Origin of the sequence: Sphingobacterium multivorum (assembly GCF_900457465.1) — a bacterium.
Classification (GTDB): Bacteria; Bacteroidota; Bacteroidia; order Sphingobacteriales; family Sphingobacteriaceae; genus Sphingobacterium; species Sphingobacterium multivorum.
On sequence record NZ_UAUU01000005.1, the window covers coordinates 184921 to 199451 of the forward strand.

The 14531-nt window shown below is 40.2% G+C and carries 16 protein-coding genes, 1 tRNA gene and 1 pseudogene; 6 read left to right on the forward strand and 12 right to left on the reverse strand.

The annotated features are described in order from the left end of the window. Window positions 1-12: 12 nt before the first annotated feature. The 3 genes from DTA23_RS07275 to DTA23_RS07285 all read right to left on the reverse strand — a co-directional run bounded on the left by DTA23_RS07275 (window position 13) and on the right by DTA23_RS07285 (window position 5305). Window positions 13-3288 carry a SusC/RagA family TonB-linked outer membrane protein gene (locus tag DTA23_RS07275; protein WP_239468723.1) on the reverse strand — a complete coding sequence of 1092 codons (3276 nt, stop codon included), beginning with the start codon at window positions 3286-3288 and terminating at the stop codon, window positions 13-15. A 169-nt stretch (window positions 3289-3457) separates the two neighbouring features. Further along, on the reverse strand, window positions 3458-4558 hold the full coding sequence (locus DTA23_RS07280; protein WP_070567341.1) for a FecR family protein: 1101 nt from the start codon (window positions 4556-4558) through the stop codon (window positions 3458-3460). Window positions 4559-4747: 189 nt separating this feature from the next. After that, window positions 4748-5305 carry an RNA polymerase sigma factor gene (locus DTA23_RS07285; protein WP_046674230.1) on the reverse strand — a complete coding sequence of 186 codons (558 nt, stop codon included), beginning with the start codon at window positions 5303-5305 and terminating at the stop codon, window positions 4748-4750. A gap of 215 nt (window positions 5306-5520) precedes the next feature. Here DTA23_RS07285 and DTA23_RS07290 point away from each other — a divergent pair, with 215 nt between their 5' ends. The 3 genes from DTA23_RS07290 (at window position 5521) to DTA23_RS07300 (ending at window position 6848) form a co-directional block, all read left to right on the forward strand. Further along, window positions 5521-6039, forward strand: coding sequence for an NADPH-dependent FMN reductase (locus tag DTA23_RS07290; RefSeq protein WP_070567343.1), 519 nt, complete (start codon window positions 5521-5523; stop codon window positions 6037-6039). Window positions 6040-6121: 82 nt separating this feature from the next. Then, window positions 6122-6343 (forward strand): VF530 family protein, encoded by a 222-nt coding sequence (locus DTA23_RS07295; RefSeq protein ID WP_046674232.1) that lies wholly within the window; start codon window positions 6122-6124, stop codon window positions 6341-6343. A 55-nt stretch (window positions 6344-6398) separates the two neighbouring features. After that, window positions 6399-6848, forward strand: a complete 450-nt coding sequence (locus DTA23_RS07300) for a KTSC domain-containing protein (protein WP_070567345.1) — start codon at window positions 6399-6401, stop codon at window positions 6846-6848. Between the two features lie 128 nt (window positions 6849-6976). Here the strand turns inward: DTA23_RS07300 and DTA23_RS07305 are convergent, their stop codons facing one another. The 7 genes from DTA23_RS07305 to DTA23_RS07335 form a co-directional block, all read right to left on the reverse strand. Further along, window positions 6977-7768, reverse strand: a complete 792-nt coding sequence (locus DTA23_RS07305; protein WP_146753027.1) for a hypothetical protein — start codon at window positions 7766-7768, stop codon at window positions 6977-6979. Between the two features lie 35 nt (window positions 7769-7803). Beyond that, window positions 7804-8061, reverse strand: coding sequence for a hypothetical protein (locus DTA23_RS07310; protein ID WP_146753028.1), 258 nt, complete (start codon window positions 8059-8061; stop codon window positions 7804-7806). A 108-nt stretch (window positions 8062-8169) separates the two neighbouring features. After that, window positions 8170-8529, reverse strand: coding sequence for a peptidase associated/transthyretin-like domain-containing protein (locus tag DTA23_RS07315; protein WP_112374262.1), 360 nt, complete (start codon window positions 8527-8529; stop codon window positions 8170-8172). Beyond that, window positions 8514-8765 carry a hypothetical protein gene (locus tag DTA23_RS07320; RefSeq protein WP_070567348.1) on the reverse strand — a complete coding sequence of 84 codons (252 nt, stop codon included), beginning with the start codon at window positions 8763-8765 and terminating at the stop codon, window positions 8514-8516. Before DTA23_RS07320 ends, DTA23_RS07315 begins: the two co-directional genes overlap by 16 nt. A gap of 48 nt (window positions 8766-8813) precedes the next feature. Continuing rightward, window positions 8814-9113, reverse strand: a complete 300-nt coding sequence (locus tag DTA23_RS07325) for a DUF4974 domain-containing protein (protein ID WP_112374263.1) — start codon at window positions 9111-9113, stop codon at window positions 8814-8816. Further along, window positions 9110-9781 (reverse strand): FecR family protein, encoded by a 672-nt coding sequence (locus DTA23_RS07330; protein WP_112374264.1) that lies wholly within the window; start codon window positions 9779-9781, stop codon window positions 9110-9112. Before DTA23_RS07330 ends, DTA23_RS07325 begins: the two co-directional genes overlap by 4 nt. After that, window positions 9778-10311 (reverse strand): RNA polymerase sigma-70 factor, encoded by a 534-nt coding sequence (locus DTA23_RS07335; RefSeq protein WP_070567352.1) that lies wholly within the window; start codon window positions 10309-10311, stop codon window positions 9778-9780. The genes DTA23_RS07330 and DTA23_RS07335 overlap by 4 nt, the downstream gene beginning before the upstream one ends. Window positions 10312-10660: 349 nt before the next feature. Between DTA23_RS07335 and DTA23_RS07340 the strand changes: the two genes are divergently transcribed. Then, window positions 10661-11224 carry a porin family protein gene (locus DTA23_RS07340; RefSeq protein WP_070567354.1) on the forward strand — a complete coding sequence of 188 codons (564 nt, stop codon included), beginning with the start codon at window positions 10661-10663 and terminating at the stop codon, window positions 11222-11224. A gap of 155 nt (window positions 11225-11379) precedes the next feature. Beyond that, window positions 11380-11453, forward strand: a tRNA-Pro gene (locus DTA23_RS07345). Between the two features lie 160 nt (window positions 11454-11613). Here the strand turns inward: DTA23_RS07345 and DTA23_RS30235 are convergent. Both DTA23_RS30235 and DTA23_RS07360 read right to left on the reverse strand, forming a co-directional pair. Further along, window positions 11614-11757 (reverse strand): annotated as a pseudogene (locus DTA23_RS30235) (DUF1398 family protein); the annotation flags it as partial. An 827-nt stretch (window positions 11758-12584) separates the two neighbouring features. Continuing rightward, entirely contained in the window at window positions 12585-13451 is an 867-nt protein-coding gene (locus DTA23_RS07360; RefSeq protein WP_070567358.1) for an SDR family oxidoreductase, read from the reverse strand. A 113-nt stretch (window positions 13452-13564) separates the two neighbouring features. Between DTA23_RS07360 and DTA23_RS07365 the strand changes: the two genes are divergently transcribed. Beyond that, window positions 13565-13900, forward strand: a complete 336-nt coding sequence (locus tag DTA23_RS07365) for a winged helix-turn-helix transcriptional regulator (RefSeq protein WP_070567360.1) — start codon at window positions 13565-13567, stop codon at window positions 13898-13900. Window positions 13901-14531: the final 631 nt, after the last annotated feature.

Consider the following 14531-nt stretch of genomic DNA (forward strand, 5'->3'; position numbering starts at 1 on the left):
GATTGTTTGCAATTAGAATTTAACACTTAAATTAACACCGTAAGTACGCACTGCTGGAACACCGCCGAGTTCTAAACCCGGGAAAGTTGCATTATAGCTCGATTCTGGATCAATGTTATTTGTTTTCTTCATGATCGTCCAGAGATTGCGCGCTACAGCACTTACCGTAATTGACTTAACTTTGTTATTGAATAAGTTGGAAGGGAAAGTATACCCCATAACGACCTGTCTCAACTTTACAAAATCAGCGCTGTTTACAAATATCTTGGATACATTATTCGCTGTATTGGTATAATAAGTAGAGGCCGTTCTACCCAAGCTTTCACGATCTGCCACAGTTTCCTGATGCAATCCAAAAATGTAACCGTAGTAGTCTGTTCCTGAGAAAAGCTTTCCACCCCACTTTCCATCAATCAAGAAAGAGAAATTAAACCTTTTGTAGTTAAATTCATTGTTCCAACCTGCAAACCATTTATTCATAGCTGAACCATAAGACTTTAACTCACCCCGGTCAGGAGAACCGTCAGCCAATTTTACGATCTCGCCATTGCTATCATACTTATAATCGAAAGCCATGATCTGAAAAGCAGGCATACCAACTTTATTCATTAAGTAACCTACGCCCGAACGGGACGTTGCTACCGTCTGTTCGTCCATTCCTTCAGCCAATGAAATCACTTTATTGTCGTTGTAAGAACCATTCAATGAGGATACCCATTTAAAATCTTCGGTTTTAACAACAGTAGCAGAAATCAACGCTTCAAACCCCTTATTTTGCATCTTTCCGGCATTGAGTACGGCACCGGCGTACCCGCTTGCTGAAGGGGTTGTGATAAAAGAAATCTCATCTTTCGACTTCTTGTTATACCAGGTTAGATCCAAGTTTACACGATCATTAAAAAGACGCAACTCCGTTCCAATTTCCAACTCTGTTGCTGTAGAAGCTTTCAAGGAAGAGTTCGGGATATTCACATTGTTAATAACCCCTAACGGTTGACCGTTGAGTACCTCGCTTCTAAAATTATAGGTTAGCAAGGTTTGATAAGGATCTGTTGCCTGCCCTACCTGAGCAAAACCTGCCCTCAACTTTCCAAAACTCAACCACGATGGCTTTAGATATTCTGAAAAGATAAATGATCCCGAAACTGCTGGATAAACCGAGTTCAATTTATTATCCACTCCCGGAGTTGCTAGCGTAGAAAACCAGTCAGAGCGCAAACTACCTGTCAGATAGGCGACATCTTTATAAGCAAATTCTAAGGTACCGTAAGTAGACTGTGTCTCCGATTCGCTTTCGAGATACGCTACCGATTTATTTTTTGCATTCAAAATATTGTAAACACCGAATATCGCGAAGTCGGTACCCAAATTTGTCGTTTGTCTGATTTTAGTATTTCTGTAACTCGCTCCGAGATTAGGCGTCAGGGTATAATCTCCGAAAGTGAATGACTTACCAACCAAAACATCCGTATTAATATCCGCAAATTTGGTTTCTTGTTCAGCGATTTTACCATTTTCATAATAACCCGTACCAGAAGGCAATACATTTTTATAATGATCAGTATAGCCATCCCGTCCCGCTCTTCCTTGAACAAACAAACCGTTGCCCATCGTATATTTAGCCGTAACAGAGGCTATGGAGCGGTCACGATTGGTGTTATTGATAAACTCATTTGCAGCAAACCAAGGGTTGGTCGCATACACATTGCCTGAATTATAGAGTATCTCTTTTCCATTGCCATCCTTCCATGGCTTCAAATCATTGACATTAATGCTCGATGGCAAAAACATAACGTTGTAATTGGCGTTTCCTGCACCGTCAGAAACCATTGGACGATTTTTGACCTGCTCCAAAATCATGTTGTAACGCGCATCAATCGTCAAACCTTTGAGTGGTTCAAAAAGTCCGACCAAATTAAACGACTGTCTTTTCAGTCCCGAATTTGGAACAACAGACCTGTTATTGACATCTGTTCCCGACAGACGGATAGATCCGCCATCAAATGATTTATTTAATGCCAGCGTATTTGTCCATGTTGAACCCGTACGATAAAACCTATCTAAATTCCCTTTTTGTAATGAATATGGTCTTGATACACCGTCAAATTGGACTACGGGAGAACCGTCCAATTTAGCTCCCCAGCTCGATCCGCCCACTTGGGCCGCTCCTGCTTGGGTTGTTGGCTTCTCACCGTTCGCCCCCTGACCATACACTGTTTGCCAATTGGTGTTGTCAATGATCTGCTCGGCAACAAGGTTACTATTGAAATCGATCGAATTACCTTTACCTGATTTTGTCGTAATGAGGATAACACCAGCTTTCGCTCTTGAGCCATATAATGCTGATGCTGCCGCACCTTTTAGAACCGAAATACTTTCAATATCGTCTGGGTTGATATTGCCGATCGCATCACCAAGATCGGGTGCATTATCCCATTGGCTTCCTGAGTTTCCCTTGGAATTAGCATTTCCAATTCCTACTGGTTTACTTTCCATGGGGATACCATTGATTACGTATAATGGCTGATTTGTTTGGTTCAAACTTGATACCCCACGAATGGTCACATTGGACGCAGCTCCAGCCCCACCAGATGTAGAACTGATATCCAATCCGGCCACCTTTCCTACGAGTGAATTCATCACATTATTTTCACGGGCTGTGGTTAGTGATTCACCGGCAACCTGCGTAACAGAATACCCCAACGAGCGTTTCTCTTTCTTCATACCCAATGCCGTCACAACAACCTCATTGAGCATCCGATTGTCTTCCAATAAAACAATTTTCAGATCACCCTCTTTGGTTACGGCCACTTCTTGCGAAGTGTAACCTGCAAAAGAAATAATTAAGGTGTTTCCAGTTGCGGCATCGATCGTAAAACGTCCATTGATATCTGTTGCCCGCCCCACCGCGGTTCCCTTAACACGTACCGTGGCACCAGCTAAGGGATTGCCCTTATCGTCCGTGACGACACCTGCGACAGCTACCTGCTGTTGTTGACTGACAACCACAAGACCTTCCTTAGAAACGGAGTAAACCAATCCACTTTTATTGAAAAGCTTAGCCAATACATCCAATACCTTGGTATTATTCGCATTGACTGACACTTCTTTATTTAAATTTTCGTTCGTCGAATTATAGACAAAGTAATAATCACTTTGCTCTTCGATCATTTTAAGTACCTTGCTCAGTTTTGTTTTTTGGACATCCAAGGAGACTTTTTGTTGGGAAAATACATTTGCCGAAACATTCATAACAGCACACGTAGTCATAATTAAGGCTAGTTTCATCCGGATAATGAATCTAAAATGCACAATATATCCATTGCGCATTTGCAATAAGCAATTTTTAATCATATTTTAGTGTTGGTTAAAATTAATATTAAGCAGCACGCCCCAATGTTGCTGCTTTTGGTTAATCATTTTTTCAATGAAGGATGGTGTTGGTCCACCATCCTTTTTACTTTTCTGATATAGTTATTTTTTTCCCATATACATTAAATTTAAAAGGTTCAACTTCCTGTAAAGCACTTAATACCTGAACAATACCTTCCTTGCTGAAGGTTGCCGTAAAGCGATATTGTTTTAATTGATCATTTTGGATTTGTATATCCACATCATACCAACGTTCCAGTGTTCTACGAAGTGATTCAAAATCTTGGTCCACGATTTCTAATCTATTTTCACGCCACGCAATGTCTGGTATTTCAGCTGTATTGGATTCTATTGTAGGGATATTCTCTATGGCAATTTCCTTAATCGGTAATTTGCTCACGTTTGGTTTATTGGTTTTACGAGCGATTGCTACTTCAGTTTGATTCTTAAAGATCGTGATTTTTTGATTCGGTTTTATGACAACAGAATTTTCACGCTGCCCTTTGCTCGTCATCTCAATAGAACCTTCCACTAGCAATGCTTCTGCTGTAGGTTCATCAGAATAACTCTTTACATTGAATGTTGTCCCCAGTACCTTGATATCAAAATCAGCTGCCTGTACCACAAAAGGTTTCTCCTTATTCTTTGCTACCTGAAAATAGCCTTCACCAGCAAGCCGCACCACACGCAATTCCTGATTGAAATCTGCGGACAACTCTAATTTACTCGCAGAATTTAGCGTTACTGTACTTCCATCACTTAATTCGAAGGTCTTTTTCTCCCCATTTTTTGTTTGATATACTTGGCCGATTGCGCTTATTGGCAATGAGGAATCAACTTTACCGGGTTGAGCATAATACCAAACTCCGCCCGATACCAATGCAACAAGTACAGCGGCAATGGCTGCCCATTTGGGCCAGTTAAACCGAAAGGATGCCTGATGCTCCACTGGAACATTCTGCAGATCTGTCTTCAATTTTTCCAATTGCTCATTCACAGGTCGACGATTGCCAACCAAGAGTTGATAGAGGCGTTTGGCTTTCAGAATCGTCTCCGCTTGTTCTGGATGGTTCAGGCTATATTGTTGCCAGTACAGAATACAGTTTTTATCTTCTCCCGAACAATACTTTTGAAAAGTATCGTCAATCAAAAAATCTTCTAACTGTTTATAATCTTTTTGGCTCATTCTTTTGGGTATTTACTCTATAGTGCCCAAAAGACGTTCTTTTGCCTAAAGAAAATTTAAAATATTTCATAAAACACTGAAATTCAGATTTTTATTTTAAATAAAGAATACAAGAATAGCATTCTGTAATAGTTTTCAGCGCATGCTAAACGATTATTGGATCTGCAAAGGAACCACAACAGGTTAAACTTAAATATCTTTTAACTCTTCCCGTAGGATTTTCAAAGCATCGTAAAGCGTATTATAGGCTGTCTTTACAGACATTTGTGTAATTTCTGAGATTTTTTCATACGAATATCCCTCAAAGAACTTGAGATTCACCAGCTGTTTTTGACGAAATGATAACTTCTCCAGTGCTTCTTTCAAACGGATCTGTATGATTTCATTCGTCTGTACTTTGATGACAAACTCCTCATAGGGCATCTCCACCCAATCATCTTCAGCTTTTACATGTTGAAGGGCTGTATTTATTTTATGTTGTTTCTCCAGCAAACGCAGAATACGTCTTTTTAAAAAAGTAATGAGATAGGACTGTACATTTTCGACCCGGTCAAGCTGTTCTCGTTTTTCCCAAATTTTCACAAATACCTGATCGGTTGCTTCACTTGCCAGGTCACTATCGCCACATGTACGTATTCCAAAATTGACAAGCTCTTGATAGAGTGCCGCATATAGGTCAAAGAAAGCCGTTTCGTCTCCAGTACGAATACGTTCCCACAATAAGCGGTACCCCATTTTATTTCTCATAATAAAGCATATAATCCGAAAAAAGGCTAATATAAGTCCTCAGTTCCAAAAGTATAAACTTAATCGGTAAAAGGAGAAAGAAACGAAAAATTACATTGAAGCGAAGAACAAAGTCAATCGTTTGAATTGAATAGTGTAATTTAGTTCCTAAATTAAGAATATAAAAAGTAAAAACTCAGCAGCAGTATACAGCCGTTGATTAGATTTAAACTCACATGAAAACTATTTTTGCCATTGTTGGTAGCGCCAGTGCACATTCATCCAATCATCATATTGTAAATCACCTCCAACAGGAGATCAATGCCGATATCCATTTCACCCTATTTGATCGTCTTAAAGAACTGCCTCATTTTGATCCAGAGGAGAGCCAATCTCATCCACCTATTGAAATTATTGCACTTCGCCAGGTAATCAATGACGCCGATTTAGTATTGATCAGCAGCCCTGAATATATTTTCAGTGTACCCAGTGGATTAAAAAATCTACTTGAATGGTGCGCCGCAACGACGGTTTTCACCGATAAGCCCGTTAGTATCATTACTGCTGCTGCGCAAGGCGAAACAGCGCATGTCGAACTACAGCGTATCCTGCAGGGATTAGGAGCTCAAATTGACGAAAAAAGAAATCTACTCATACAAGGAGTCAAAGGAAAACTGGATGCTACGGGAGCAATTTGGGACGAACAGCTCAATTTAGATCTAGAAAAGCTGGCCACACAACTTAATGAATATTAATACACACTAAGTTCTGTTCCATTTTCATTCAAACCATAGAAATTAGCATAATCCATAATTTGAAGATTATTATCTTTACGACATGCAAGAACAAATTAATAATCCATTACACGGAAAAAGACTCGACACCATTATTGAATATTTAGTGGAGTATTATGGCTGGGAAGAGTTGGGACAACGCATATCCATCCGTTGCTTCAATGAAAATCCGAGTGTCAAATCATCCCTAACTTTCTTAAGGAAAACACCTTGGGCAAGAGAGAAGGTCGAGCAACTCTATGTAAAAACCTTGTTGAAGAAATAAGAAAATTTCTTATTTCATAGCGAATAATCTGATTATTAAGCATATCTTTGCCGCCATGAAAAAAATTGCCGACTACCGGAAGTTACTTAATGTAGATAAATCTGTGGATCTGAAAACCCTAAAATCTACTTACCGGACAATCATGAAAGAATGTCATCCCGATAAATTTGTCAATGATGAAGAAGGTCGTTTGGCTGCAGAGCAAAAAAGTGTTGAAATGATCGAAGCATACCATTTTCTGGTAAGCATTTGTCCGGAAACATTAGAGCAACAGTTACCAATCTACACGGAGACAATTACCAATTCTGGTATTCAGGATATTGACTGGAAAGGACAAATATTGACAGTCACTTTTCACGATGGTAGTCAATATGAATATTTTGGTGTTCAGCGGAATGACTATATTAAATTTGTCAACGCAGATTCTTTAGGTCGATTTGCCCGCAGACACATCTTCCATTCTTATCCTTACCGTAATGTATTAAAGACTGCGACAGTCGCTTAAACACTGTTCTCCAATCAGCTATACAAAGATAAACGCCCGCTATCAAATTGATATTGGGCGTTTACGTAAAATGTTAAATGTTTAAAAGCTATCTATAGAACAACACTATTAACAAATAGTTTTCAGTTTTATAATTTTAACATCAGCCCTGCCATTCCACCGCCATAAAATGTATTTCGTGTTCGGTCTCTTCGCCAAGCTTTCCATACCGTACTACCGCCAGAAATTGTATTTTCATCTCGCTCCGCATAGTTCAAACTGGGAGCAACAAATATAGATATACGGTCACTTAATTTAAAGGCTGGAATTATCCGCAGCGAGGACTGATGGTTATCCAGCATTTTAAATTTCTCGGTCAAAAGATTACGCGCTGTTATTTCAGTGCGGAGACTGAATTTAGACCCATTGAGCACTACAGCTCCTAACCCAGCTTCAAAGGCATATTTATCAGGTCGATTACCTTCAAGTGCCACATTGATCGATAATAGGCTATAAAGTACACGACCACCTGAACGAAATTGCAGTCCGAGGTAGCTATCTTCATTAATTGCTATTGAAAGACTTTTCTCGCCATTTTTAATAAAATTGAGCAGACCAATGGGATAATCGCTGCTATCCGCGATATTGACGATACCGGCCAATTGAATTCCTTTTACTTTTTTTGCTTTATTGGCGAGGCCTGCAATTTGATTTCCAACAGTCGATTCGCTATGATTAAGTATACTGGCAAGCTGTACCGTTCCAGAAGCATCTTTCGTCAAATTTACAACTCCGGCAATCTGAACTCCTCTCACCGTATCTGCTTTGTTGAAAACACCCGCTATTTGTAGACCTTTTACTTGCCCGACAACATGGTTTCCCACACCAGCGATCTGTACCCCACTTACATTTCCACCTACGCCATTAAAAACACCTGCCATTTGCAAACCTTTCATTTCTCCGAAAACACGGTTTCCTACACCGGCGAGCTGCACCCACGCACATTTCCGCCCACCGCATTGAACACCCCAGCCATCTGCATACCCTGCATATCATATTGATTCATATTAAATACGCCACCGAGCTCCATACCTTTTACGCCCGCCGTAGATCCACCAATGATATTGATGGAAAATTTATTCACAATTTGCGAGCGTATAAAACCATGCGTACTTAATCCCGGTGTCATCGAAATTTGGTAAGGACTATACAAAAACATTCCACCTAAATTCATACTTTGGATCTTCTGGGCAGGCGAGAGAAACACCCCGTCCCCAAAAACGATCGATAAAGACCATGATCTTCTTCATAACCCTCAAAATAGCCATAATCACGCGTTTTCTTATCTCCAATTTTCGCTTCTAATCGGAAAAATCACCATAACACTGGTATCCCGAAAAGCCTCCTTACTCACATTCACAGCAATGAGATTACTCCTTTTCTTTACATCTAGTTCAAAGTAGCCGTTTTGATCCGTCAATGTAGACAGTAAAGCATTTCGATCAAAGATACTCGCATTGGAAATCGGGCGGTTGGTTCGAATATTCTTGATATAACCTGTTATAACCACTTTATTCTTAGTGGGTGTTTGTACTTCAAAATCTACCGACATCCGTTGTGGTGTATATTGAATGATAATATGTCTGCCCAGTTCTTTAAAAGAATATTCCTTTCCCAAAATCCCATCTAGATAATCGTACAAATTTCCTTTAAAAGGCTTGGTATGAATAACACTGTCTGTAGGATATTTCCATTGAAGGAGAACAATACATCTTCCTTCTCTTTCAAAAGCTGAAAGATTTCACCTACTGTGGTCTCCGCAAAAACAGGCATCTGAATCTCTACAGCAAGCTTTTGCTGTGCTCGTCCCGAATGGAACGAACACAGCATTAAAATGAAGAGGTAAAGCTCTATCCTTTTTATAAAAAATAGTATCATGTTGTTTTTATATACAATTTTGTTCCGAAAATATATCTATTTGTTGGCTCATCTCGTCAGATGAATCTCCCTATCTTTCACATGGACTTTTAATCCAAATGTGCTAGAAATGACTTTCAAAATTTCAGTTAAACTATTTTGTTCGAATTTTGCTGTCAATAACAATTTCTGATCAGGAGAATGATCTATAATAATCGTATAGTCATAAGCTTGATTGAGCACCTCGACAACACGTTTCAATGGGGTATTCTGAAAATCAAACACACGATCAACATAGTATTTATAAAACTGATCTTTGACAGGTTCCTTTCCTACTTTTATCGTATCCCTGTCCCGGATCGTAATCATTTGTTGTGGCCGCAAAAGACTTCCTTATTTGCATACCCCACTTTGACCAATCCTGTAGCAACAATAACTTCCGTCGCATCGGGTATCCGTCGCACATTAAAACTTGTGCCCAATACCGTGATTTTGGTTTTACCCGTTTCAATGACAAAGGGGTGCTTTTTATCCTTGTGAACCTGGAAAAACACTTCCCCTCTTTCCAGGGTCACGTTTCTATTTTTATTGGTCCAACGACTTGAATAAGCCAGCGATGTATTTTTATTTAGTGTAACAACCGAGCCATCAGGAAGGGAATCTTGGCGCACTTGATCCCTGCTCGAAAGAAACATTTCTTCACGATGCGACTGATCAAATACATAGAATCCTACTGCACAGAGTATCAAGATACTCGCGGCGAGCCACCAGCTCCATTGCTTCACAGGAGTCATTTTTTGGGGTAACGACGCAGCTTCTGACGCTCTTTTATCTCGTACCACTTTGAAGTCAGCCCAAGCCTTATCCACATCCACATCAGGAACATCTAGGGGTTTCGGCAAACTATCCCAGATTTTTTTCATTTTTATGTATTCCTCCTTATTGTTGGCATCTTCTTCCAACCAATTTTTTATCATGGTATTCTCTACCTCGTTGGTCTCACCAACGATATATTTTTCTAACAGTTCCTTATTCATAGCCTATAGATAAGAAAGCAAATAATCAATGTTAAATAATCCACAAGTTCAATACGCAAATGTCGCAGCGCCTTACTCATATGTCCCTCAACAGTCTTTATCGACAGATCCAAGGTTACTGCGATATCCTTATACTTCATTTCCTGAAAACGGCTTAACTCAAAAACCGTCCGACTTTTTTCGGGTAATTCCGCCAAGGCAATCTGGAGCCTTTCGTCCAAATCCCGTGTACTTTCATCAACTGCAGGCGCAAAATCCTGTTTATGCTGCTCATGTGATTGATATTTTAGCTTTCGTTGCTCCTTTTTTAGCACATTCATACTTTCATTATAAATAGCCCGATATAAATAAGCTTTTAATGAAGTATGTATCTGCTCCTCCCAATCGCGTTCCCAAAGCCGCAAAAACACCTGTTGCACAACCTCTTCCGCCACATCACTATCACCTAGATATCGATAGGCATAACGATGTAACTCCTTGTAATGTGTGCGAAAAAGCTGCTCAAAATTCTTTTCTTTATTTTCCGACATTGATCAATTCTATTGTTTAAATAATCCGCTCTATTAGTAAGACATCCTAATAGACTGTTACCCTTACAAATTTTTCATTTTTTTATCAGCTTCAATGACCTGAATCAGGTGATCGCAAATCCCTAAGTCGAACCTATTCTGAAATCTTTTCATATCAATACGACAACAAGCACAGTCCATTTCCCATCTGAAAAATGGGATTCACCCGAGAAGAAGTATAGAAAAGCTATTGTTATCACTAAAGGTAAGTCATCTATTTTATAAAATATTTTTTTTCTAAGGGTATACAGTTTTTCCGTTGTCATAAAGGAAAGAACAATATACAATTGATAACAAAAATAATTTGACAATGAAAACAACATTCAAAGTAGCCCTGCTGAGATTGACATTATTGGGATTAACAGGTACTACACAGGCACAGGACATCACGTATGGGCTGCAAGTCGGAAGCAATTATCATATGAGTTCCTTTGGCAATAAGTCTGTCAAAGATAATAACGGCAAAGTTGGCGTATCAGTTGCAGGATTTGCACGTATTGGAGATCGTGTATTCTTTCAGCCTGGAATCGGTGCCAGTCTTTTACGCAAAGCATATAACTTCGAAAACGGACAGAAAACGCCTAAATTTTATCAGATCAATCTTCCCCTTCAAGTAGGGTATAAATTTTTGGAAAATGGCGACTTCAACCTCCGGGGACTATTGGGCCCTCAGTTAAACTATGATGTTAAAACAGTCAAGTCGAGTGCAAATACCGATTATAAGAAATTTTCATTTGATGGTCGTGTGGGTATTGGTGTAGACATCAGTCACCTCACCTTAGATGCTTATTATAGCCACGGTTTTACGAGTGTAGACAAAACCTTAGATGCAAAAAATAAAACAATCGGCATTATGGTCGGTTATAAGTTCTAAGCAGCATCTCGTAGTACACAAAGCGCCATTCTAAAAATCGAATGGCGCTTTTTCGTAATTATATTTTATTTTTTGTCAATAATTATTATTTTAGCGCTACCAAAAATTATTCTTAATCATGGTCCTATTCATAGCGGCCGTTCGATCAGAATAAACGGGATGTAGCGTAGCCCGGTATCGCGCCAGCATGGGGTGCTGGAGGTCGTAGGTTCAAATCCTGCCATCCCGACTTGATTATCAAGGACTTATGATCTAAAATCTTAAGTCCTTTTTTGTTAGGTCTAACATGGGTCTAACACTTTCTTTGTCTTTCCGTGAGTTGAACTAGATTTGAGTTTTTCGTTTTGTGTAATTTATTAGTTTTTATTCTGCATATATTTCAATCTGTTTTACACGTGCTTTGCCGCTTGCTCGCAAAACGTCGAAAAATCAGTTTGGCCTTTCTGGTGAATCGCAATAATATAACGTAATTTCTCCGGAGAAGCATCCGGGTTGATGGGCTTAGGCTCATAAACGGCTGGCGCAGCTATCTGGTATCCGCTTTCACCTTAGTACGTAACTGTACCGTCAGTGACGCTATAGTTATAATTTTCAATCCAAGCGCTTTGATTTCGTGAATGTAGCGTGGAAGTCGGCGCCGCTTTTTACTTTGGCATGAGCTGCCTTTATTTGTTCGAGTGTGAATCCTTTTGCTGCTGAGTTTTTTTCCACTGTTTTTTGAACTTTAAAGGGGGGATACCGTAACGCTTAGTATCACCCCGGTTAACAATTGTTCTTATAACCGTGCACCCCACGTCTTGGAATATAGGCAGACGATTGTCCCTGCCGGAGCTTCGGTTTGGGCCATTGAACTGAAATCCAACCACCAAGCGGTATTGGGTAACACATGATAAACCTGGGCAACTTCAGCGCGTGAGATAGCCAAATGACGCTGCAAGGGACTTTTCCTAAACTTTATCACATATCCGCCAAGTTGCGGCTAAGAAGAGGCAATTTAGTAAACTTATCGAAGATCAGCCTGCTGGCTAAAACTTTCTGAGTTTAGTTTTCTACCGCCACTTTGTGATCTTGACGGTGGTCCCTTTCCCTAATTCGCTGTTTATCTCGGACCGATCTGAAAATCTCTTTGCGCCGGGAAACCCGATGCAAAGCGTTTTGCCGGTTGAGTACCCCTGCTCCATCGCAAGTTCCACATCCGGAATTCCACGGCCTGAATCAACAAAGATGACGTTAACTCCCTGCCTAGAGTTATGCGAAATCAATTGGATTTGGACAGTGCCTCTGCCTCCATATATAAGCATATTATTATGCGGGAGCGGTTCTATAACCGGCACTTCCACAAAGGATTTGCTTCTACCAATTAACTGTATATATTTTGCAGAAATTCTTTTAGGCTGACCGGGCTCCTCCCTAGTAGTCGCTTCACATCGCTTTTATTCGTATCAAATTCACCTCTAGCAATCGCTCCACAGAACCTTGCAATGTACGCTGCATCATCTTCAGAAAGACCGGCCTGTATAAGCTGTGCAACATATGCACTTACGTCCGGCTGGTGATAAGCTAATGTTTTTCCGGAAATGTCTGATAGCAGGTCAGCAATCTCTGCGAAGGAAAAGGCGGTTTCTGAGGCGATGATATATTCTTTGTTTTCATGACCCGGAGTAGTCAATACAACAGCATTTGCTTCAGCCATTTCGCTTATTGGTAAAAAGGGAGTTTTGCCATCTCCTGCAGGGATAGAGATTCCATTATTCAATATATCCTTTCCTACAAGGAAGGGAATCATGTCAGCATACATTGTGTTGTTCATTAAAGTGTAGGGGATACCTGTTTGTCTTAAATAATCAGCTGTATATGCATGATATCGAACCTCTCCACCCATGATACTTTGCTGTAAATTCTTCATGTCAAAGCTCGTATAAATAATATGGCCAACACCAGATTCATTCGCCGCATTGATCGCATTTTTGTGCTGCTCAAACCTTTTGCCTATATCTGATGAAGAAGACACCAGCAGCAGCTTGTCGACGCCCCGAAACGCACTTTTTAAAGACTCCAAATCCTGATAGTCGCCAAGTTTGATTTGAAGTCCTTTTGATTTTAATTCTGCCGCCTTGCTTTCATCTCTGACTAACGCAGTAATGTTGTTTGGGGCTATACCCCTGTTTAATAATGAATCGATGGTGGCTTTACCTAAATTTCCTGTTGCACCGGTTACTAAGATCATATTTTTTTGTTTTTAGATTAATTATTTTTGTCAGGTAAAGAAACAAATTTGATTTTGAAAAATTACCCTTGCTGCGGGTAACAAGACAAAAAGCGGTAACCTAAAAGTGACTAATGGAAAAGGAATTAGAACATGATGACTGTCCTGTTACAGCGACGATAGCCTTATTCGGAGGGCGATGGAAGCTGCCGATTTTATATATACTTTCAAAAAATACCAGACGTTTTGGCGAAATCCAGGTTAGGGTACCCTCTATTTCAAAAAAGGTGTTAACTAATCAATTGAGAGAGCTCGAAGCCGATGGCCTGATCAGCAGGAAACAGTACAGGGAGCTGCCTCCCCGGGTAGAATATACGCTCACTGATTTTGGAAAAACCCTTTGCCCTTTGTTGATTGATATAGCAGCCTGGCAAAGAAAAAGCATGGACACGCTTACCAAGGTGAAATAAAGCTTTCCCGTGAAGTCGTAACCAAAACGCCTAATCAACGTGATTATGAAGTACTGTTTTGGATAGATAAGGATAAAACGCCTAGGTAATCACTAAACCATTGCACCATCCCTAAAAGCTATTAAGCGAAGACGAAACTATCCTATTTGCCGTCTAAAAAATCGGGTGAATACAATGTTTGCCCATGTGAGCGGGCAATATCCTGAATGCGTTTAATCGCTTCCGCATTCGTTGGAGGCGGAAATTCTCGTGCGGCTACTGGCTGCCCAATCTCTAAAAAAATCTTCTAAACCTGCTGGCACTACAGTACGGAGCAACTTAGCTACAGCATCGCTCACATTTTTGGAGTAATGCACAGCGCCGCCCTTGGGAATGAGTACGAAAGCGCCTTTCGCGGCGGTATATACGTAGGCCTAAGAGTGTACTTCAATCTCACCTTCCACGATATAAAGAGATTCAAAAAAGTCGGCATGTGAACTTGGGCTAGGACCATTTTGCGGAGGAACCAGCATTTCTATACCTATTCCGTTACCTGTTTTCAGTTTTTACCTTCGAGGCATTGAAAGTGAAGTTATGATTTGTGATACAGGGAAATGGGCACTGACAGAGCCTTATATAGGGTTATTTTTAC